The sequence below is a fragment of the Anaerostipes sp. 494a genome (assembly GCF_001940315.1).
In the GTDB taxonomy this organism is placed as follows: Bacteria; Bacillota; Clostridia; order Lachnospirales; family Lachnospiraceae; genus Anaerostipes; species Anaerostipes faecalis.
Genome location: NZ_MJIF01000001.1, coordinates 927,592 through 949,139, shown reverse-complemented (window position 1 = coordinate 949,139; position 21,548 = coordinate 927,592). Strand labels below are relative to the sequence as shown.

Annotated in this window: 23 protein-coding genes and 1 pseudogene; 18 read left to right on the top strand and 6 right to left on the bottom strand. The window is 34.4% G+C overall.

The window, feature by feature from the left end:
* The first annotated feature begins 116 nt into the window (after positions 1-116).
* On the top strand, positions 117-1,025 hold the full coding sequence (locus BHF70_RS04830; protein WP_075759203.1) for an Abi family protein: 909 nt from the start codon (positions 117-119) through the stop codon (positions 1,023-1,025).
* Between the two features lie 200 nt (positions 1,026-1,225).
* Here BHF70_RS04830 and BHF70_RS13105 read toward each other — a convergent pair.
* A pseudogene (locus BHF70_RS13105) lies at positions 1,226-2,637 on the bottom strand (IS1634 family transposase); the annotation flags it as partial.
* A gap of 274 nt (positions 2,638-2,911) precedes the next feature.
* Here BHF70_RS13105 and BHF70_RS04820 point away from each other — a divergent pair.
* Positions 2,912-3,994, top strand: a complete 1,083-nt coding sequence (locus BHF70_RS04820) for an EcsC family protein (RefSeq protein ID WP_075759202.1) — start codon at positions 2,912-2,914, stop codon at positions 3,992-3,994.
* Positions 3,995-4,429: 435 nt separating this feature from the next.
* Entirely contained in the window at positions 4,430-4,630 is a 201-nt protein-coding gene (locus tag BHF70_RS04815) for a hypothetical protein (RefSeq protein ID WP_075759201.1), read from the top strand.
* 74 nt (positions 4,631-4,704) lie between these two features.
* Here the strand turns inward: BHF70_RS04815 and BHF70_RS04810 are convergent, their stop codons facing one another.
* Positions 4,705-4,920: a helix-turn-helix domain-containing protein gene (locus BHF70_RS04810; RefSeq protein WP_075759200.1), complete on the bottom strand. Its 216-nt coding sequence runs from the start codon at positions 4,918-4,920 to the stop codon at positions 4,705-4,707.
* A 126-nt stretch (positions 4,921-5,046) separates the two neighbouring features.
* On the opposite strand from BHF70_RS04810, the gene BHF70_RS04805 reads away from it, so the two are divergent.
* The 7 genes from BHF70_RS04805 to BHF70_RS04775 all read left to right on the top strand — a co-directional run bounded on the left by BHF70_RS04805 (position 5,047) and on the right by BHF70_RS04775 (position 9,765).
* Complete coding sequence (locus tag BHF70_RS04805; RefSeq protein ID WP_075759199.1) at positions 5,047-5,544, top strand: hypothetical protein; 498 nt, start codon at positions 5,047-5,049, stop codon at positions 5,542-5,544.
* A 15-nt stretch (positions 5,545-5,559) separates the two neighbouring features.
* Positions 5,560-6,975, top strand: coding sequence for an AAA family ATPase (locus BHF70_RS04800; protein ID WP_242946309.1), 1,416 nt, complete (start codon positions 5,560-5,562; stop codon positions 6,973-6,975).
* A 516-nt stretch (positions 6,976-7,491) separates the two neighbouring features.
* Positions 7,492-8,094, top strand: coding sequence for a hypothetical protein (locus tag BHF70_RS04795; RefSeq protein WP_143249369.1), 603 nt, complete (start codon positions 7,492-7,494; stop codon positions 8,092-8,094).
* 103 nt (positions 8,095-8,197) lie between these two features.
* Positions 8,198-8,425: a hypothetical protein gene (locus tag BHF70_RS04790; RefSeq protein ID WP_075759197.1), complete on the top strand. Its 228-nt coding sequence runs from the start codon at positions 8,198-8,200 to the stop codon at positions 8,423-8,425.
* A gap of 136 nt (positions 8,426-8,561) precedes the next feature.
* Positions 8,562-9,089, top strand: coding sequence for a hypothetical protein (locus BHF70_RS04785; protein WP_075759196.1), 528 nt, complete (start codon positions 8,562-8,564; stop codon positions 9,087-9,089).
* A complete protein-coding gene (locus BHF70_RS13100; RefSeq protein WP_143249368.1) occupies positions 9,080-9,517 on the top strand; it encodes a hypothetical protein in 438 nt (145 codons plus the stop codon). The genes BHF70_RS04785 and BHF70_RS13100 overlap by 10 nt, the downstream gene beginning before the upstream one ends.
* Entirely contained in the window at positions 9,514-9,765 is a 252-nt protein-coding gene (locus BHF70_RS04775; RefSeq protein ID WP_075759194.1) for a hypothetical protein, read from the top strand. Before BHF70_RS13100 ends, BHF70_RS04775 begins: the two co-directional genes overlap by 4 nt.
* 28 nt (positions 9,766-9,793) lie before the next feature.
* On the opposite strand, the gene BHF70_RS04770 is transcribed toward BHF70_RS04775, so the two are convergent.
* Positions 9,794-10,708, bottom strand: a complete 915-nt coding sequence (locus BHF70_RS04770) for an IS3 family transposase (RefSeq protein WP_075759193.1) — start codon at positions 10,706-10,708, stop codon at positions 9,794-9,796.
* Complete coding sequence (locus BHF70_RS04765) at positions 10,705-10,989, bottom strand: transposase (RefSeq protein ID WP_192846098.1); 285 nt, start codon at positions 10,987-10,989, stop codon at positions 10,705-10,707. Before BHF70_RS04765 ends, BHF70_RS04770 begins: the two co-directional genes overlap by 4 nt.
* 114 nt (positions 10,990-11,103) lie before the next feature.
* Here BHF70_RS04765 and BHF70_RS04760 point away from each other — a divergent pair, with 114 nt between their 5' ends.
* The 4 genes from BHF70_RS04760 to BHF70_RS04745 all read left to right on the top strand — a co-directional run bounded on the left by BHF70_RS04760 (position 11,104) and on the right by BHF70_RS04745 (position 14,306).
* Positions 11,104-12,183 carry an FtsK/SpoIIIE domain-containing protein gene (locus tag BHF70_RS04760; RefSeq protein ID WP_075759191.1) on the top strand — a complete coding sequence of 360 codons (1,080 nt, stop codon included), beginning with the start codon at positions 11,104-11,106 and terminating at the stop codon, positions 12,181-12,183.
* Positions 12,155-12,358 (top strand): excisionase, encoded by a 204-nt coding sequence (locus BHF70_RS04755; RefSeq protein ID WP_075760526.1) that lies wholly within the window; start codon positions 12,155-12,157, stop codon positions 12,356-12,358. Before BHF70_RS04760 ends, BHF70_RS04755 begins: the two co-directional genes overlap by 29 nt.
* An 81-nt stretch (positions 12,359-12,439) precedes the next feature.
* Positions 12,440-13,672 (top strand): site-specific integrase, encoded by a 1,233-nt coding sequence (locus BHF70_RS04750; RefSeq protein ID WP_075759190.1) that lies wholly within the window; start codon positions 12,440-12,442, stop codon positions 13,670-13,672.
* Between the two features lie 172 nt (positions 13,673-13,844).
* Entirely contained in the window at positions 13,845-14,306 is a 462-nt protein-coding gene (locus BHF70_RS04745) for a low molecular weight protein-tyrosine-phosphatase (protein WP_075759189.1), read from the top strand.
* 52 nt (positions 14,307-14,358) lie between these two features.
* Here BHF70_RS04745 and BHF70_RS04740 read toward each other — a convergent pair whose 3' ends face one another.
* Both BHF70_RS04740 and BHF70_RS04735 read right to left on the bottom strand, forming a co-directional pair.
* The gene (locus tag BHF70_RS04740) at positions 14,359-15,111 is read right to left on the bottom strand and encodes a TIGR03915 family putative DNA repair protein (protein ID WP_075759188.1); all 753 of its coding nucleotides are present in this window, start codon (positions 15,109-15,111) and stop codon (positions 14,359-14,361) included.
* A 14-nt stretch (positions 15,112-15,125) separates the two neighbouring features.
* Positions 15,126-16,598 (bottom strand): putative DNA modification/repair radical SAM protein, encoded by a 1,473-nt coding sequence (locus tag BHF70_RS04735; protein ID WP_075759187.1) that lies wholly within the window; start codon positions 16,596-16,598, stop codon positions 15,126-15,128.
* 372 nt (positions 16,599-16,970) lie between these two features.
* Here BHF70_RS04735 and BHF70_RS12530 point away from each other — a divergent pair, with 372 nt between their 5' ends.
* From BHF70_RS12530 to BHF70_RS04720, 4 genes are read left to right on the top strand one after another with little or no spacing between them, the layout of a single operon-like run.
* Positions 16,971-17,399: an RNA polymerase subunit sigma-54 gene (locus BHF70_RS12530; protein WP_202816901.1), complete on the top strand. Its 429-nt coding sequence runs from the start codon at positions 16,971-16,973 to the stop codon at positions 17,397-17,399.
* Positions 17,396-19,552: a PRD domain-containing protein gene (locus tag BHF70_RS04730; protein WP_202816900.1), complete on the top strand. Its 2,157-nt coding sequence runs from the start codon at positions 17,396-17,398 to the stop codon at positions 19,550-19,552. Before BHF70_RS12530 ends, BHF70_RS04730 begins: the two co-directional genes overlap by 4 nt.
* Before the next feature lie 18 nt (positions 19,553-19,570).
* Positions 19,571-19,879: a PTS lactose/cellobiose transporter subunit IIA gene (locus BHF70_RS04725; RefSeq protein ID WP_075759186.1), complete on the top strand. Its 309-nt coding sequence runs from the start codon at positions 19,571-19,573 to the stop codon at positions 19,877-19,879.
* 18 nt (positions 19,880-19,897) lie between these two features.
* Complete coding sequence (locus BHF70_RS04720) at positions 19,898-21,547, top strand: PTS lactose transporter subunit IIBC (protein ID WP_075759185.1); 1,650 nt, start codon at positions 19,898-19,900, stop codon at positions 21,545-21,547.
* Position 21,548 lies beyond the last annotated feature (1 nt).

Below are 21,548 nucleotides of genomic sequence, written 5' to 3'. Positions count from 1 at the left end.
GAAAAAGGAATCTTGACAGCCGCAATAAAAGTTGTATAATGATAGTAACAGAACCCACCACGCCTCTGATTTTTCATGCGCAACCCGGTGGGACTTTTTCATTTATGGGGTGTTTTATGTATCAATATCCGAAACAAATATTAACAATAGCACAGCAGGTACAATCTTATATTGATGCAGGAATGGTAATTACTTCTCGTGCGGACGTAGAAAAGGCATTAAAGTCAGTTGGATTTTATCGTTTGCGTGGATACTTGTTCCAATTATATGATAATGCTACAAAGAAGTATGTTCCGGGAACAAAGTTTGAAGATATTTTAAAATTGTATCAATTTGATCAGGAATTATCTGCTTTGATTTTTTCAATGATTTCCAAGATTGAAGTGGCTTTGAGAGTACGATTAGTGGAAGCGTTGCTTATGCACGGAGAACCACTTGTTTTGCAGGATTCATCGATTTTTAAAGAGAAAAAACTGTATTGGCAGAATATGTCTACCGTAGCGTCAGAAATTGCTCGCTCTAATGATGTGTTTATCAAACATAATTTTGACAATCATGATGGAGAGGTGCCTGTATGGGCAGCTGTTGAAGTGCTTTCATTTGGTACGCTATCGAAAATAATTAAGAATTTGAAAACAGGTACTGGAAGTTCGTATTCTATATTAGCGGCTAATTACCAATATAAATCGAAAAAAGGAAATTTGGTAAATCCATCACAGAAAATGCTTGCTTCATGGATACAGGGCGTTTCAGTCTTGCGTAATATGTGTGCTCATAATTCCAGAATTTACAATCGCACAATACATACGACACCGGAAATTCTGGATGCAGATAAAGTCACACCACCGCCGGTACATAACGGTTTGTATCAAATCCTACTGGCGATGAAGTATCTGCGTTCATCCGATGAGAAATGGACAGTATTTGTAGATGCTTTTGATAAGTTGATTCAAAATAATATTGGTGTAGTCAGTCTTACAGCAATGAATCTTCCGGCGGATTGGAAAGCACATCTAAGTGTATAAATGCAGCAGAGTTGCATAAAATAATAAAGCAGACCTAACCAAGCATTGTTATGCTCAAACCGGTTAGGCTTTCGGCGAAGTGTTACGATAAGCACTTTGCCATTTTTATTTTGATGAAAAACGTTCATAATAAAGGTAGAATGCTTGAATTAATACCTGACTTTCGGAGTTGAAATAAAAAAGTAGTGCTAAGCCATAGATTAAAACCTATGACTTAGCACTTTATTTATATCTCCCTTTCCAAGAAAATATGAGGTTAATGGCAATCCTGTTTGGATTGCTAGGTCTTTTATAAAAGCAGAGCTTCGGGTAAGATTTATATATTTTCGATCAGATACTTTTGCCACTCTGAAGTCATGTATGAAATCAAAAAGTTCTGCTACTCCGTAGTTATCATTTAAAATATATATCTGCAAGAGTCTGGTCAGCAGTACGGAAAGATAGCATATAAGGAAATGCCCGGTAATAGTTTCTTCTTTTTGCAGATATACAGGTCTTGCATCTAGCTGGGTTTTCATAATCCGAAAGGATTCTTCAATCCTCCAGAGATTATGATAAGCGGCATAGATTTCAGTAGCAGACATACGGATTTCTGACGTTATGAGCATATTGTAACCGACAAGTTTTTTTGCATTTTCTATTGCTTTCTCGTTCATTTCTATTTTAATCTTTCCATCTGTTTTTGCCCTTTTTTATCAGCAGGAACAAAAGTGACATACTTTGAACTGTCACCATATTCAGAACGTTTTGCTTCAGATGCCTGAAGTCTTTTTGCTTTTTCAACCTGTCGGCTGATTTCATATTTCTGTTTTTCAGCAAGTTTCGGATTGTATGTTACAATACGCTTTTCCCTAAGTTTTAAAGTTTTTTTGTGCCCATCAGTATCTGTATAATGATAAGGAAAATCATCCACACATTCTTTTATACGGTAAAGGACCTCGCCATTCTTATTTTTTACATCCATATAATCATTTTCAAGCAGTACCCAGATTTTTTCTATTTCGGGAAGTGTTTTTACAGATTTAGAAAAAATATATCCATCACCTGCCTTGAGTGTATGGCGGATGTTGTTAAAACAGTTAAATCCCTTATCGGTGACCTGGATCGTTCTGCCGGATATCTGGTTTCTTTGTTTTAATCCGTCAATGATAGTTCGCATGACAGGTTTTTCGCTTTGATTGCTGGGATACATTTTCATTCCGATCGGGATCTGGTGTGAATCAAGGAGCAGTCTAAGCCCAACGATCGGATCTTTCCTGTTTTCTTTCGATGGTCCTTTCAGCCGGAAATCATCTTCCTTGTCGATCTCAATGATCTTTTCGTATTCAGAACCAATATATCCAAGTCCAGAATAAAGCTGATCAAGGGAAAAGTTATAGGTTTCAAATAGCTTTGGAATGACTTCATCATAAGTCCTGGACTTCGAGCATGGGCGGACGGCCCTTGCATAGATAAGGTCAATGTATTTTTTACAGCCAAGAGAATCATTCAGATTTTTTTAAGGGAAATATCCAAGGAATCTTTCAGGAGATTCATCAGATATCTGACGGATTTTTTCGGAGTGTTTCTTTTTCTGGGATTCTTGGTTAAGCTTCTGGACTTCTTCACGAAAAAAGCCAGCAAACATGCTGGTTTGAGATGAGTTTGATTTTCTATTATTGCCAAAAAAGCTAGTGCTAAATCCTAAAGACGGGCAGAGAATTTGATGGCACTCAGGTTAATGACTTGGGTGTCTTTTTTTGATGGTAAATAGAAAAGTGGGATGCTATAATAAAATTGAATAGTTTTATTTTTATATTTAAAGTAATGAAAGACGAAAATTCATTTAAAAGCATTTATGTTAATTCGCGAAAAATACAAGTTATTGTACAAAGGAGGAGGCGTATATGATTGAAGGAAAAAATATATTGTTGCCATCACCAATTATTGATGCAAAAGAAGACGCATCAATTAAAGCCCTTACAGATAGATATGGAAAATTGGTAAAACCAGGAGTATTAGCGAAAACAGGGGAAAAGGTTGTAGGAATTATTCCTAATCCTATCAAAAATATTGGAAAGGTGGCTAAAGAGACAATCACAGAAAATGAATTATATGCTCAATGTATGAAAGTTGCTGTTGAAGGTTTTGAAATATTAGAAAAACAGGCAGCAAAATTGACGGTGAGTGATCGCGCGATTGTTAACAAAATAAATGATGTGTCGAAAGATGTTGAAATTACTTCATTAGAAGAAGTGTGCTTGGCACGCAGTTATGATATTTCTAAATTGGTGAATAAATATAAAACACAAGACTTAGGTTTTGCTTTGGTAGAAGGTGGAGCAACTGGGTATTTTGGATTTGCTGGATTACCATTCAATTTAGTATTGAGTACTTTTTTGTATTATAGGGCAGTTCAATCTGTTGCAATGTATTATGGATATGATATTAAGAATGATCCTTCAGAACTTATAATAGCCAGTGATGTGTTTATGAATGCATTAAGTCCAAATAGTCAAGGGACAAATGAAGTGACTGGAATTATTGGAAAAATAATGCTCATGACTGAAATAACTACAGTAAAGCAGTTGAGTAAAAAAACATGGGAAGAAATGGCTAAACATGGAGGGCTTACCTTGCTTATTTGTCAGATGCGCGCATTAGCAAATAGAGCTGCCAAAACTGCACTGGAAAAGGCAGGACAAAAAAGTCTTGAGGAGAGCTTGTTCAAAGGTGTGTTTGAACAGATTGGAAAAGGGTTGTCAAAAAAAGCTGTAGGAAAGGCTGTTCCAGTGGCAGGAGCAGTTATTGGAGCACTATTTGATATAGTTCAAATGAACACTGTTTTAGAATATGCAGATGTTTTTTATAACAAAAGGTATTTACTTGAAAAGAAAGCAAGAATTAATACCTTGGTAGGGACTTCAAAACCATTGGATTCTATTAAAATTGATATCTCAGAAGAAAATATTGTTGATGCTTTTGAATGAAGAAATAGAAATAATCGCAGAGAATATCGAAGAGTAGAATGTATTGATGAATGTAAGAGGGGGGTGCACCCCTCTAAGCAGTAGTCTGCCCCCCTAACTGACTACGATTTGACTACTACACATGGAAGTGATTTGCACCGTTTTGCCACATTTTGCAAAAAGTGTAGTACAATAGATGAAATTTACAATATCCGGGAATGCCGGTAAAACCTTGCAAAACACGGCATTTCACGGCAATTTGAGAGGAAAAATAATTATGGTTCGAGTACTTTTTATCTGCCACGGCAATATTTGAACATTTTGCGGGAACCTACGATTTTATCACAAATATAAGAAAGAAACTGGAAGAATTAACATTAAATTATCATGATTGAAGAGGGTTTTTGCCATAGTACAATATTTTTATATTAATATTTCGAAAAGGTGGAAATCAAGATGGAAATTGAAACAAAAGACCAGATAAACAGAGCTTTATACGAAGCAAATGCAATTAGTGAAGTATTAGGTTGTGCTATGGAGAATGAAACTTTGGAATTGGAAGATTCTTATAGGGTATGTATTAATTTAATTCAGGAAAGAATTTTGTTAGTAAAAGGATTGTTCGATAATGATCAAAATTCACAAGATATAAATTGATATGTTTAGAATTAAATAGAAAAATTATTTATGAAAGGCTTAGAAATTGTAAAATTTCTAAGCCTTTTTGTGATTTATAAAAACTGATCATCGTTAGAATATCTATATTGAGCAATATCTTCTATACGACAATTTAATATTTTGCAAAGATCATTTAATGTTGTTGTGATAGGCTTGTTTTTCCTTAGTTTGTTTATGGTGGCACTGGAAATATGATGTTTGTGGATAAGGATGTATGTTGTTACTTTTGAATTTTTTAAAGTATTCCAAAATGGACTATATTCAATCATGCCCATCTCCTTGTGTAATATTAATAATTTTAGAATAGTATATGCTTGTGTAGTTGACTGTGGTTACTAAAGTGACTATAATTTATAAGTGTAATAATTTTTTCAAAAAGTATGAAAGGGAGAAGTATGAAAAAGAGGTTATATTTAATAACGATACTTTTGGTGGGGATTATAAGCTTATCGGGATGTTCAAATTCATCAAAAGTAGGGAAACAAGATAGCACGACAGAAGAAACAACAGAGGATGTAACAGAAAGTGACAGTAGTTACGATGATAGTTCAGATGACACTTCGGAAGAAGCTGATGAAGAAGATACAGATGAGGATACATCAATAGAACATTATTGTGCAGTAGACGGATGTTATGAAGAAGGAGAATATGAAGTAGAAGGATTTTCAGGGGAAATAGAGTATTATTGCAAGGAACATTATGATGAGATGCAAGATACAATTAATATGATGGAAGAAGATGTTGGTAATGGATCCGCATCGGAACATAAGTGCGAACAATGTGATAGAGAAGGAACTCATGAAGTAGAAGGATTCTCAGGGGAGACAGAATATTATTGCACGGAACATTATAATAAAATAATTGATAATTTAGAAAAAATATACGGTAATTAGTAAGGAGAAAATAAAATGTTAGATGAAACAGTTATGGGCGTCTTGGAAGCTTTAAAGAAAACATGTGAAATAATAGAACCATATATAGATTATAAAAAGTACTTTGGAGATCAAAATCTAGAAATAACTTGTCAAGATATATTAAATATAGATTTAATAAAATGGATAGCATTTTTAAGTGCTTCAGATGGAGTAGTTAAACAAGATGAAATAGAGTTTGTTTCTGATTATTTAAAAAGGTATTTTACAGTAGATAATTTTGTTGAATACATAAATGAAAATGAATTATATGATTTATCTAATTTTGATGTACTGCCATTATCGTTTCAAATTTTGTTTGATGGAGATATAATTCTTGCAAATTTAGCAGATCAGCAGGAACCTAATGTAGGAATGAGAATGGTAGATCATATACTTTTATTATATGAATTGATAGGAAAGGAATTTTTGGCATGCGATGGTGAAATAACAAAGGATGAATTAGAAAATTATATGCTTGCATTAAATAAATTAAGAATTAATGCTCGAGATACATTTAGTAAGCAATTGACTGAAATGGAGAGAGAGATAGGATATAACGACGTCGAAGAAAAATGTGAAACAATGGATGACGAGGAAACAATAGAAATGTTGTTAGAAGAACTTAACAATCTAACAGGGTTAACGAATGTTAAACAAGATGTTAATTCATTGATTAATTTATTACGTATTAGAAAAATAAGAGAAGATCGAGGAATTAAACAAGAATCAATGTCGTTGCATCTTGTATTTTCAGGAAATCCTGGGACAGGTAAAACAACGGTTGCAAGAATTTTGGCTAAAATCTACAAGAAATTAGGAATAATTTCAAAAGGACAACTAGTAGAAGTTGATAGATCGGGATTAGTTGGTGGATATGTAGGGCAGACAGCACTTAAAGTTCAAGAAGTTGTATCTAAAGCAATAGGTGGAATTCTTTTTATAGATGAAGCGTATACATTGGCAGGAAAAGGAGAAAATGATTACGGTCAAGAAGCGATAGATACATTGTTGAAAGCAATGGAAGACAATAGAGGAAATTTGATTGTGATTGTTGCGGGATATCCTGATTTAATGAATGAGTTTTTAGATTCAAATCCTGGATTACGTTCGAGATTTAATAAATTTATTTATTTTGAAGATTATACGGCGGAAGAATTGTTCGCAATATTTATGGGAATGAGTAATAAATCTGGAATGTTAGTAGAGGAAGAAGCACAGCACGTTGTATATCAATATTTTAAAAATAAATGTGCTTTAATAGATGATAATTTTGCTAATGGACGAGATGTAAGAAATTATTTTGAAATGGTTTTAGTAAATCAAGCAAATAGATTAGCAAATGATTCAGACTTAACAGATGAAGAATTGACTACGATTAGTATCGAGGATGTAAATCAAATTAAATTGTAAAAATAAAGTTAATACAAGTGAGGTAAAGAAACAAAGCGGAGCTGAGACGCCGTAGGGCAGTTCTTTACGGAACGTAGATCAATAGAATAAGAAAATTGTTTTAGAGGACTTAAGGACTGTAAGGTTTTTAAGTCCTCTTGTTTAAAAAGAATTTATTGAAATTATTTAACAAATGTAATATAATAATATTGTTATTAGAATTTATCAGAATTAGGTTATTATTAGAATTAGGGTATTATTAGAAATTTGTTATTATTTGGAAAGAAATTAATTAAAAGGTGTAGTATGCTTTTTTTTAGATACAATAAAGCATAAGAGACATTTGAATAAATTAGATAAAAGCAAAAGGAACATATTATTAAACAATATGTTCCTTTTTTGTGTTTAAAGAAAGAAGACAGCATTTCAAAATCATGGGCAGTATGAAAGGAGGCTATATATGATATCAATAAATATAAACAAAAATAAAAAAACAAAGCTGTTGTTAATTGATAATTGTTTAGTAGTATATAAACCATGCCCATTAATTTGTTTGTTATATTGGCAACAAACGATAAAAATATTTCTGAATTAGAGATTGAATCAATGGTAAGAAATGCAAAATTAGTAGAAGAATATTATGAGGAAATTAAGAATGGAAAACAAAAAGATATGGGACGAGACAGGTATGCATTGGTGTTTGAAGCGTTAGTGTTAAAATATCTTCCACGAGTTAAAACAAAACAATGTTTTATGGAAAGAACAGGATTTGAAAGTTATAAAACATTTAATAAATTTTTGAAAGGAAAATATAAAAATATAGCAAAACTGGATAGCGATATAATAATAAAAGTTTGTCTTGGATTGTTGTTAACCAAGGAAGAATGTTATGATTTTTTTTATGAGTGTGGACAAAGTTTGTATGACAAAGATGATGATTGTATCGAAAAAGTTATATTGGATATATTAGAAATACCAAGAGAGCGTGTAAAAAATTTAACTGAAAAACAAAAATGGAATTTTGCAGGGAAATTAGTTTTAGAGGCTGATAAAATTTATAAAGAGAATGGAAAGAGAGGAACTTACATGAATTGTAAAAGAAAAGCACTAGAAGCAAGGGAAGTTTATGAAGAATTTTAAAAAAGTTGACCGCTAATAGCGGTCAATTTTTTGATTTGAGAAAGGATTATAATTAAGCTATCAATTGATCAGTTGAAAAAAATAAGAAGGAGTAATAGAATACATGAAAATTACAGATGTTGTGATTGATGCAAATGCGACAATAGGTGCTAATCCTTTATTAGTTGATGTTAGAGCTTGTTATGTATATGTGGATGGGAAAAAAACGGAAAATATTGAAGGTTACAGATATGTTGTTGCATTGCCAGATCACGAGTTGGAAAAAATTGGACATGCGTATTTACTGGAGAAATGGAGATTACGATATTTCAGCAAGTGCAGAGGCTATTAAGCAGACTAAGAGTTAAAACTGTATCTGTGCCAAGGGAAAATGCCGAAAAGGGTTTTCCCTTGGCGTTGCACACAGGTTAGTATTACCTGTGTGTAAGTAAGTAGCATGTAGCAAGTATTAAAGAAAGGATGTAGAAATGGATGGTAGAAGTCAATCAAGAAAATATCAACTAACAATTAATTCTCCAAAGGAACATGGAATTTCTGATGATATGCTTAAAGATATCTTAAGAAATAAATTAACATTAAATTATTTTTGTTTTGCGCATGAAGTTGGAGCTGAAAAAGGAAGAGAACATGTACATATATTTCTGTTTTCACATGCGCCAATTCGGTTTGGAACAGTGAAAAATAGATTTCCGATTGCGCACATCGAGCGAGCATATGGGTCTGCGAAAGAAAATCGAGATTATATTAAGAAAATTGGAAAGTGGGAAAAAAGTGAAAAGTCAAGAACATCATTAAAGGATAGTTTTTTTGAAAGTGGAGCATGCCCATCTGAAAACGAAGAAAAAGCACCTGATCAAACAGTAATTATGAATATGATAAGCGAAGGTCGAAGTACTTTGGAGATTATTCAAAAAAGAAAAAGTATTTATTTAAAGGAAAGGATATTGATAATCTGCGGGAGATTTTTAATAGAGAAAAATTCTCAATGTGCATGAGAAATATAGAAACAATCTATATTTTTGGGAAAACAGGAGTGGGAAAAACAAGGACAGTCTATGACAATTATAAGTTGAATGAGATATGTCGAGTTACGAATTATCGACATGGAAGTATTAGTTTTGACGCATACAGTGGGCAAAAAGTGTTGGTGTTTGATGAGTATAGGAGTCAGATACCCATCTCTGAAATGTTATGTTATTTGGACAGATATCCTGTGCAACTTCCTGCTAGATATATGGATCGGACAGCGTGTTACGAGAAAGTGTATATACTATCTAATTTACCATTAGAGGATCAGTACAGAGATGTTCAGGTTAACAGCAAAGAAACTTGGAATGCGTTAGTGAGGCGAATTGATAAGGTTATTGAGTTGGATAGTGATGGCAAGGTAATTGAGTATAAAAAGGAGAGGTATAAAAGATGAATGAAAAAAGAGAATGTGTGAGAGAAAATATTAACAGAAAGAGAATTTACGAAAGAGGTAAAACATTAATAAGTACGGCGAAACAAAAGAAAAAAATGATAATCATTTATGTAATTGTTATGCTGATGGTGCAGATGCACCATCAACATAATTCAATGAATGATGTTATATCAGGATGGGATAGTTTGGTATATCAAAGCAACTATATTGTATTGAATTTAGTTGTTTGGTCCTATGTCAAGATTTAGTACAAGTTAAAATGAGTTTTTCCTCATCCTAACTTGTCATCTGCAATTCGTCTTTCTGGATTTTACGATACAACTTTTCATACTCATTTGGAGACATATAGTCACAATGACTGTGAATACGTTTTGTATTGTAAAATGCTTCCAGATATTCAAAAACCAATTGATATGCATGATTATAATCTCGGATTTTAAACCGGTTCAGCCATTCACGTTTGATCAATGCATGAAATGATTCGATGCATGCGTTATCCCATGGATGAGCTTTTTTTGAATAACTGCACTGGATACCAGCAGTCGCTTTTTTGTATTCTTTGGATACATATTGACTGCCGCGATCTGAATGCAGAACTAGTGGTTCTTTGATTTTACGTCTTGCTTTTGCTTTATTTATTGTTTCAATCACGCAGGATACTTCCAGTGTTTTAGAAAGTGTCCAGGCAATGATTTTTCTGGAATATAAATCCATAATACTGGTTAGATAAACAAATCCGTCTATCGTCCAGATATATGTGATATCAGAACACCAGACAGCATTTGGGCGTTCCGGGTTAAACTGTTCATCAAGGATATTTTGCAATTCGCTACTGAAGTCAGAATCTTTTGTGGTAATAGTCCATGGTTTTACCCATTGTGCTTTAATTCCCATTTGCCTCATGTATTTTCCAACTGTACGTTCAGAGATTACTTCTCCTGATTTCCTCAGTTCTTTGGTAATCTTTGGGGCACCGTAATTCTGTTTTGATTCATTATAAATATCTTTGATTTTGGCTTTTACCGCTTCACGACGCTGTTCAGCGTTTGAAGGAACATGTTTTAGCCATGCACAGTAACCAGAACGGGAAACGCCGAGATATTTCAACATTCCGGAGACAGAAACCCGGCGTCCAGCCTTATGGGCAGTTTCTGCCTTCTCAGCAACTTCGAGATAAATGGCTTCCGTCATTTTCCCAGAATGTTGATTGCTTTTTTTAGTACATCAAGAGCGTCCTGTGCATCACGAAGTTCACGTTTTAATCGTGTGATTTCTTTTGCTTCATCAGAAGCATAATTACCGGAACCACGGCATTCAATATCACCTGTCTCACGTAGCTCCTTTTGCCAACGTGATAATGTTTGTTGACTGATTCCTAAATTTGATGCACAGCCCTGCAGTCCTAAGTCTCTGTGATCATGATAATACTGGACTGCATCCAGTTTAAATTGTTTGTCATAGTGCTTTGCCATAATGAGATCCTCCTTCAGTGCGGTACCTACATTGTACCATGAAATAATAGATTGGGAATTCTCATTTTGACTTGTACTATTTATATTCTAGCACCAGTTATAGGATTTTTTTGCATGAAATGGAGCGAGTGGTTCATTGATGAAAAGTATTCAAAAGCATTTCAGATGGTAGGATTAGTTAATAAGGTACGAGAAGAACCTATATATTTGGAGCAAAAAATGACAGATAATAATTTTTTTATAATAAGATTTAATTCTGTTGGTATAGGAATTGAAAAATGGAAAGATAAAAAACAAGAGATCGAGAGTGCATTAGATATATCGATTTCTAAAATAAAAATTGGCAATAAAAATACAGAGATTATAATAGAGGGAATGAAAGGAAAATTTGATTACAGTATGCCGATTTACTGGGAAAATTCATATTTAACACCAAGAAATAGTTTAATTCTGGGGGAAAGTATGGGAAAACAAATATCTGTCGATTTAGATGTATATCCACATATCTTATTAGGCGGTTCGACTGGATCGGGAAAAACAAACTTATTGAAGTTGTTATTGATGCAATGTATAAAAAAAGACTATGCTGTATATATTGCTGATTTTAAGGGAAAAGTTGATTTTTCGTATAAATGGGATAAATATTGCCATTTTGTGACAACAATTGAAGATGTAATAAGCAATCTGGATGGTATTTGTAAAGAATTATTGGATAGACAAATAATATTCGGAAGTAAAGGATATAAAGATATCGACATCTATAATGAACGAGAAGAAAATAAACTACAGCATATTGTGTTCGCATGCGATGAAGTCGCAGAATTAATGGACACGACAGGATACAATAAGGAAGAAAAGAATAAGATTGCGATAATTCAAAGAAAACTGAGTATGATTGCCAGACTTGGTCGAGCATTTGGAATTCACTTATTGCTTGCGACTCAAAGACCATCAGTAGATGTTATTAATGGTGCTATAAAGAACAATATTTCTGCCAGAATCTGTGGAAGAGCAGAGAAAACATTATCACAAATCATATTAGATAATATAGATGCTAGTGATATGATTGATACTGATATTCAAGGGATGTTTGTGAATCAGGATGGAGAAGTCTTTAAAGCATATTTATTTAATGATGATTGTTTGGAGAGGAGTGATGGTTCATATGGAAAAGAATATAGTCCCTATTTCTGAAAAATATTCGCTGAGTATAACACAGGCATCAGAATATTTTGGAATTGGTCAAGGAAAATTACGTTGGATTGTTGAAAATCATGAGGGTGCAGATTTTATCTTGCATAATGGTGCAAAAACGCAGATTAAGCGAAAAAAATTTGAAAAATTTTTGGATAGCGTGGAAAGCATTTAAAATATAGAAAGTGAGTCTTTGTCATGATATAATGGGTAGGTACTATGGCAGAGACTCTCTTTTATTTAAGGAGAGATTCATATGAGTTTGAAAAGAAGAGACAACAAAAATAGAATTTTAAGAGATAGAGAGAGTCAATGCAAAGATGGGCGTTATCGTTATACGTATTATGTGTCTGGAAAACAAAAATGCCTATATAGTTGGAAATTAGAGAGAACGGACAGACTTCCCAAAGGAAAAAGAGAATGTGTTGCCTTAAGAGATCAAATTGCAGAGCTTAATAAGGTACAGAGTCAAGGAATTGCTTATCATGGCAGTGGAATGACTGTATTGGAATTGGTTGATAAATATACCTTACAGAAGAAAGGTGTAAGATATACAACACAAGTGGGATACAGAACAGTAATAAATATATTAAAGAAAGACGAATTTGGAAGTAGAAGAATTGATACTGTAAAATTATCAGATGCTAAGATTTGGTTAATTGGTTTACAAGATGGCGGAAGAGGATATAGTTCAATTCATAGTATTCGAGGAGTCTTAAGACCTGCATTTCAAATGGCGGTAGACGATGATCTGTTATTGAAAAATCCATTTGAATTTCAATTAGCAACAGTTGTTGTGAATGATTCTGTTACTAGGGAATCCATTACAAGGAAACAAGAACGTCAGTTTTTGGAGTTTGTAAAAAATGATAAGCATTTTAAACGATATTATGAGGGGATTTATATTCTTTTTAAAACAGGAATGAGAATTTCTGAATTTTGTGGTTTGACAATGGATGATATTGATTTAAAAAATAAAAGGATTGTGATTGATCATCAATTGCAACGTACAAATCAAATGCAGTATGTAATTCAGAAACCCAAAACAGACAATGGAAATCGAATGATTCCAATGAGTAAGGAAGTGTATGAATGTTTTGAAACGATCATTAACAATAGAAAAAAGCCAAAAACAGAATTTGTTGTAGATGGAAAGAAAGGCTTTTTATATTTGGATAAGAATGATCGACCAATGGTTGCGATGCATTGGGAAAAGTATTTTCAACATATCAGGGAAAAGTACAACAAAATTTATAAAATTCCTATGCCGAAAGTAACACCGCATGTATGTAGACATACATATTGTAGTAATATGGCAAAATCAGGGATGAATCCAAAGACATTGCAGTATTTAATGGGACATTCAGACATTGGTGTTACATTAAATACATATGCACATTTGCAATACGATGATGCAAAAAAAGAGTTAAAGAAATTACACAGATCGAAGCATAAAAAAACGGCAGATATCAGTGATGATAAATTATAAAAGAGTATGATATTTTATCATTGGATTTATCATGGATAGAAGCTAAGTTATATGAAGATTTGTAAAGAAATGAAAAATGACAAAAAATATTCAAGATGCTTGGAAAGTGCGTAAATAAAGGAAAAACTCACAAAAATTCATAAAACGTGATAAAAAGAAAGAGGTTCAAATAATGATAAAAATACTATTTGTATGCCACGGCAACATCTGCCGTTCTACCATGGCTCAGTTTGTTTTCCAGGACATGGTGAATAAGCGTGGCTTACAAGATCAATTTTACATAAACTCAGCGGCAACCAGCAGAGAAGAAATAGGTAATCCACCGCATTACGGAACCGTTCAGAAAATGCGGGAAGTTGGAATCCCTGTTTTAAAACATTATGCTGTGCAGATGACCAAACAAGATTATGAAGAATATGACTATCTGATCGGAATGGATCATTTTAATCTGAAAAATATGAAACGTATGGTTGGAAGTGATCCGGAAGGAAAAATCCACTTACTACTGGATTTTTCCAGACATCCGGGAAACATTGCAGATCCATGGTATACAGGAAATTTTGACGAAACTTATAGAGATGTAAAAGAGGGATGTCAGGCATTTTTAGAGTATGTATTAAAAAATAGAAAATAATATTTGTTTGGTATTAAAATATCGAAATAACTCTTTCATACAAAAAACAGATTTAACGAAATTCCGTCATGTGTTTTCGATACCACAGTGGCAGCATATTTCTCTGACATTTTGGATTATAACGCTCTTTAATACCTATAGAATGGAAAAAACCTTTCCATAAGTCAACAAATGGGTCATCTGTCTCTTGGGACAGCTGGTCCATTTCTTTTTGCGAAAGGGCGGTCAGATAATATTCCTGATCTTTGGGATGTACTACCGCTGTGTAGCGATTATCATCGATGATCATCCAGTTTTCAGAAGGCATTCGATCAGCAAAATGAGGAGCAATGATTGTAAGAACATTACTTTTAGGTTCAATATGGCTCACAAGAACATTTCCCTGCATGTTGGCAAAACGGATAAATTCCTTGTGATAATGAGCTTCATTTCCAACTTTACGGTTTAATTCAAACATTCTCATCACCACCGGTTCTCTAAGATAATCAGTGATTTTTGCTCCATAATGAAAACCTGCGACTAAAAATCTGTATATGGCATCCAACTTATCCGGTTGATCAGACATGGCTGCCCGATATACCATAAGGTAAGCTTTGAAAGAAATCTTTTTTTGTATGGAGTGAACGACACTGGTTGTTTTATCAGAGTCAGCATCAACGTGTCTGTATTCACAGAATAATTCAAGATTTCCTACAGGTTCTGTTAGCAGACGCACATTGGAGTGTCCCAGACGGGAAGCCCAGGCATCATAGATGCAGGTCATCATATCATCAAATTGGTCATGGCAAGTAAATATTGTTGTCATGAAAAACATCCTTTCTACATTTGTCCAAGTATGGATTTTCTGGAGTCTTCCACAGTCACCTCAGATTCAAAATGAAAATCATCAAAAAGAGAAAGCTGACGGAATGTCTGTGGATGGTCAATCTCCCAGCTTTGTCTGGCATCTTCGCCAATTAGCTGTCTTGTTATAAAATCCTCGTCAATGGGAATCCGATACATCATTTTTCCGTTACATGTAATAAAATATTTTGCTCGTTTTAAGACTACGCCTATTTTTTTCAGGTGGTCAAAGTCTAAATTTCCCTGACGCCGGGCTTTGATGATCCGATAAGCCGATTTTGTACCAATGCCGGGAACACGGAGAATATCTTCATAGCTGGCTCGATTGACCTCCACAGGAAAACGTTCCAGATGTCTGAGAGCCCAGTCGCATTTGGGATCCAGCATAATGTTAAAATTTGGACGATCAATGGTCAGTAGTTCCTCTGCGTGGAATCCATAATAGCGAAGGAGCCAGTCTGCCTGGTAAAGTCGATGTTCTCGAAGAAGTGGAGGAGAGGTTTCCAGGTCTGGCAGAGCAGAATCTTCATTCAAAGGAACATATGCAGAGAAAAAAACCCGTTTGAGATCATATTGCTGATATAGTTTCTGGGTGGTAGACAGTAACTGGAGATCGGTTTCTCCGGTTGCCCCTATGATCATCTGGGTACTTTGACCGGCGGGAACAAAAGGAGCCGGTTTTCCGGATGGAAGGAGTTTCCTGCCGGATGAAGAAATGGATCTGCGGGATTCCAGCTGTTTTCTGCAAGAATCCTGAAAAATTGTATGCTTAAGGTAGCGGTTTCCGTAGGAACGTTCCATCTGGGGATCTTTACCTGCGGAAAGCCGATGTTCTGTAATGCCGTGCTGGATCTGGCGGATAGGTTCTATCAGTTTTCTGGGATTCTTATGGGGAGCCAGTTCTTTCAATCCCTCTATAGTTGGCAGTTCCAGGTTTACACTCATTCGATCCACGAGATAGCCGGTACTGGTAATCAGTTCTTCTGGTGCGCCGGGAATAGCTTTCACATGAATATAACCATTGAAGCGGTATTTGGTTCTTAATAGATAGACCGCCTGATACATTAATTCCATGGTATAAGTTGGACTTTTAACGATGCCGGAACTTAAGAATAGTCCTTCGATATAATTTCTGCGGTAAAATTCAATGACAAGGGTACAGATTTCTTCTGGAGTGAAGGTTGTCCTTATACGGTCATTGCTAGAACGATTCAGACAGTATTTGCAGTCGAAGATGCACTCGTTGCTAAGTAAAATTTTCAGCAATGATACACAACGGCCATCAGATGAAAAACTGTGACAAATGCCACAGGATTCGGTGTTACCTAAAGATCCTTTCTTTCCTCTTCGATTAGAGCCGCTGGAGGTACATGCCACATCATATTTTGCTGCGTCGGCTAAAATATTCAGTTTTTCCTGCAAGGATAAATCCTGTGTCGTAATCTCCATGATCATTTCCTTTCTTCAAGAACGCCTCGGCGTTCTTGCTGCTAATCGAATCTATGTTCTAAAAATTGTAACATATTTTTCATAAAGATACAAGAAGTATTCGAACGTAAGTTCGCAAAAATTATAATTTTAAAAGTGGATTAGTGTATAATTGTTTTTTTGAATAAAGGAAATAACTATACACTTGTCAGATTCAACCATAAAATATACAATAAGTGTATAAAATAATAAAAAATCAGCAAAGAAAAATATACGCTATGAATTCAAATAGCCAGAGTGTATAAAAAAATCCGCCTTTTTTCGTTTGAGAAGGTTAAGGAAAAAAAGTATAGTATAGGCAGCTGGTGAGAACAGCGTAGGATAGGAGTTGTTATGAAACAAAATAAAAAAGAAAAGGTATATGAATTTATTATGGAATATTCATCTGATTTAAAGCATGATGAGTATCCAAGATTCACCACAAACTTTTTATCCCAGAAATTGGACATGCAAAGAACAAACTTAAGTAGTATTTTAAATCAGCTGGTGAAAGAAGGAAAACTGATCAAGCATAATGGACGTCCGGTTTTGTATCAGTATGCTGATGAGAATACAGTACAGGGTGATTGTTTCAAAGATCTTATAGGATATGATCAATCTTTAAAAAAAGCTATAGCATCCATTAAGGCTGCAATTTTATATCCCAAAGGAAAATCAACCATCCTTTTAACTGCAGAAAGAGGAAGTGGGATTACATACTTTGCAGAAACCGCTTTTCAATTCGCTGTAAAATCCGGTGTGATAAAAAAAGAGAATCAATGATGACATTTGATTGCAAGTCATTCAAGGAAAACAAAGAATATGTGATCAGAGTATTATTTGGAAGTGCACAGGAAGGGGGACTGCTCTCAAAATCAGAAAATGGTATGTTGCTGCTTGAAAATATACAATATTTGAATAGCTATGAGAGAAAACAAGTATTTTCTGAAAAAAACAGAGGGACTTTATTACTTAGTGTTGCGGCAGACCTGGAAGAGGAAGAATATGAGTCAATGAAAGAAAATGCAGATTTTGTAATAGAAATTCCATCATTGCAGAAACGAAAGATACAGGAAAGGTTTTTACTCCTTAAAAAGTTTTTCCATGAGGAAGCAAAAAGGATGAAGAGAAATCTGGAAGTAGATTCGAGTATTCTTCATGCATTACTTCTTTATGATGTGAAAGGAAATATCAGGGGACTGAAAAATGATGTGCATACAGGATGTGCAAACTGTTATGCAAGGTCTTACCAGAGCAGAAATCGCTTTATTGAAGTGCTGCTTTCTGATTTTCCCAACTATGTTCGAAAAGGCATTATTTATTACAGAGGGAAAAAAGAGGAAGTGGATGCTTTGATAACAAGTGATTGTAAATATGCTTTTACCGAGGATACGGTACTGAAAAATCAGAAAAATCAGGGAAACTTCAACATTTATCAATCAATAGATGCTCAAAAAAGGGAGTTGAAAGAACAACAAATAAGTGAGGAAGAGATCAACACCATTATTTCAACAAAATTAAGAGAAGATTTTCAAAAGTACTATGATGAACTTTCCAGGAAAATCCAGGGCAGGGAACAGTTGAAGAAAGTAGTATCGGACAAACTGATACAACAGGTGGAAGCATTTCTGAATAATGTTCAACAGGAGTTGGAAACAGATTTTCAGGAAAAATTATTCTGTGCATTGTGTCTTCATGTAAATGCATGCCTGGTAAATGTTTCTGCCAAACAAAGGATATCCAATGAGGAAATTCAGCAGATTATAACGACTTATCCAAGGGAACATCAGCTTGCCAAGGATTTTGTCGGAAAAATTGAGCAGGAATTCCAGATTCATATGAATATTGATGAAATAATCTTCATTATGCTTTTCTTAATTCAAAGTGTGAAAAAAAAGCATAATAAGGTAGTTACTCTAATTGCGATGCATGGAAATAGCTCTGCCAGTTCTATTGCAGAAGTTATCAATGTTATGGCAAATGAGCGGACGACATATGCATATGATCTGTCACTGGAAAAAAATATCCATACTGCTTATGAAGAATTGAAAGAAAAGATGATGGAAATAAATCAGGGAAAAGGAATCATCTTGATTTATGACATGGGATCTATTCGGACAATGGGGGAATCTATTGCAAATGAAACAGGTATTTCCGTGAAATTTCTGGAAATGCCGATTACTCTTCTTGGCGTTGTTGGTAGCAATAAGGCGGCAGAAAAATACAGTCTGGATGAAATATTTGAGTATCTTCAGGAGAATTTTAAAAACTTTCAGTATTTTAGAAAATCTGGTACAAAAGACATTTTGATCATATTATCAGACAAACAGCAGGAGGCTGACGATGCGAAGGAATATGTAACAGGCCATTTCAATCCTGAGAAAACAGATATTCATACGATAGTAACAGATGATATGAATTTTCTTTATAACGAGATTAACCGTATATCCGAAATGGGAAATATCATAGGGATTGTTGGAAGTTATGATCCAAATCTTGTTCAGTATCCTTTTGCAGAAATAAAAAACGTATATCATCAGAATGTTACTGCACTTGAGACATTATTTAGTAATCAGCAAGAGAAGGAAGATGGTGTTGAAGAGGCTTTTGATTATTTGAAAGAGCAGTTTCAGCAGATGGATATGGATAAAATGAGAAAATATTTATTGGAATTTATCGAGAGATTAGAATATACGATGAATATTTTTTTAGATGAGGACAAGAAAATAGGGCTGATCGTTCATATTGTATGTGTCATTGACAAGATTCAGAATCATCAGATGCCATCAGTGAATTTTATTGCTTCAGATATTATTAAGAAGCATGGAGAACTGGTTAGTGAAGTAAAAAAATTATTAGAACCTTTGGAACAAGAGTTTCAAATATATATTAATGAAATTGAAATTGCTACGATTGTTTCCATTATACAGAAATAGAAAAGAAAGAGGTAACTTATGAATAAAGAAGAATTAACAATGATAAGTTTTGAAATCGTATCATATTCAGGAGATGCACGCTCTAAACTTTTACTGGCATTGGAAAAAGCAAAAAATAAACAATTTGAAGAGTGTGATAAATTGATCGAACAGGCAAATCAATGTCTGAATGATGCCCATGATGCACAGATGGACGTTATGAAAGAAGAGGCAAATGGGGGAACTGTAAATATGGGATTTATTATGACACATGCACAGGATCATTTAATGACATCACTTTTGCTGAAGGACATCATAGGAACATTGATTGACGTTTATAGAGATTAAGATAAGAGGGGATAAGTTATGAATAAACTAATCAAATCAATAGAAAAATTAAAACCTTACTTTGATGCCGTAGCAAGAAACAGATACTTAAAAGCAATTAAGGATGGATTTATTTCTGCAATGCCAATCGTATTATTCTCAAGTATATTTATGCTTTTGGCGTATGTACCAAATATTTTTGGATTCTACTGGAGCAAAACAGTGGAAGCATTTTTAATGAAACCATATAACTATTCCATGGGATTATTGGGACTGGTTGTAGCAGGAACAACATGTTACCATTTGACCAAATCTTTTAACAGGGATATGCCGGTAGATAATCAGATCAATGCAATTTCTACTATGATGTGTTCCATGATCGGATTTATGGTCGTAGCAGTTGATTCTATCAAAGATGGCTTTGCATCCGGATATATGGGATCTAAGGGATTATTGACAGCATTCCTTGTGGCATTCTTTACAGCGAATATTTATAAAATATTTATCAAAAGAAATATTACCATTAAAATGCCGGAGGCAGTTCCGCCAAATATTTCTCAGACATTCAAAGATGTTATTCCGTTTGCAGCCTGTGTTGTTATTCTGACAGTGTTTGATTTCTTGTTCAGAAAACAGTTTGATATTTGTTTTGCTCAGGCAGTGATCCAGGTATTCCAGCCACTGTTTACAGCAGCTGATGGATATGTTGGACTTGCAATTATCTATGGAGCTATGGCGATGTTCTGGTTTGTTGGTATTCAGGGTCCGGCCATTGTAGAACCGGCAGTATCTGCAATCTACTATGTAAATATCGCAAACAATCTGCAGTTATATCAGGCAGGAAGTCATGCAACAAATATTTTAACACCAGGTGTGCAGCAGTTTGTAGCTACTCTTGGTGGTACTGGAGCAACTTTGGTCGTCACATTAATGTTTGCCTTCCTTGCAAAATCAAAAGAGTTAAAGGCAATTGGAAGAGCCTCTTCTGTTCCTGTTTTGTTTGGAGTTAATGAACCAATCCTGTTCGGAGCACCATTGATTTTAAATCCTGTTTTCTTTGTACCTTTTATTTTTACACCGATTTTAAATGTATGGTTGTTCAAGATTTTTGTTGATGTCATTGGAATGAACTCTTTCTTATATATTCTTCCATGGACAACTCCAGGTCCATTAGGATTATTCCTGGGATGTGGAATGGGAATTAAAGTATTGATTTTAGCAGTATTATTACTTGTACTTGACTTTGTTGTATATTATCCATTCTTTAAGGTTTACGATATCCAGAAATGTGAAGAAGAGAAAGAAAAAGGCATGGACGAAGTAAAAGAAGAGGAACATCAGATTGAAGTGGATGCAAATACATTAAAATCCAAGAGAATCCTTGTACTGTGTGCTGGTGGAGGAACTTCAGGATTATTAGCGAATGCTCTGAAAAAAGCTGCAAAAGAAAAAGGTATTCCATTGATTGCAGCCGCAGGGGCATATGGAGCACATACAGATATCATGCAGGACTATGATCTTGTTGTCTTAGCTCCGCAGGTGGCATCTTTTTATCAGGATCTGAAAAAAGATACCGATCGTTTGGGAATCAAATGTGTCGCATGTGAAGGTAAACAATATATTTCATTGACACGAGATCCGGAAGCAGCAATCAAATTTGTGTTTAAGATTTTGGAAGGAGAAGAATAAT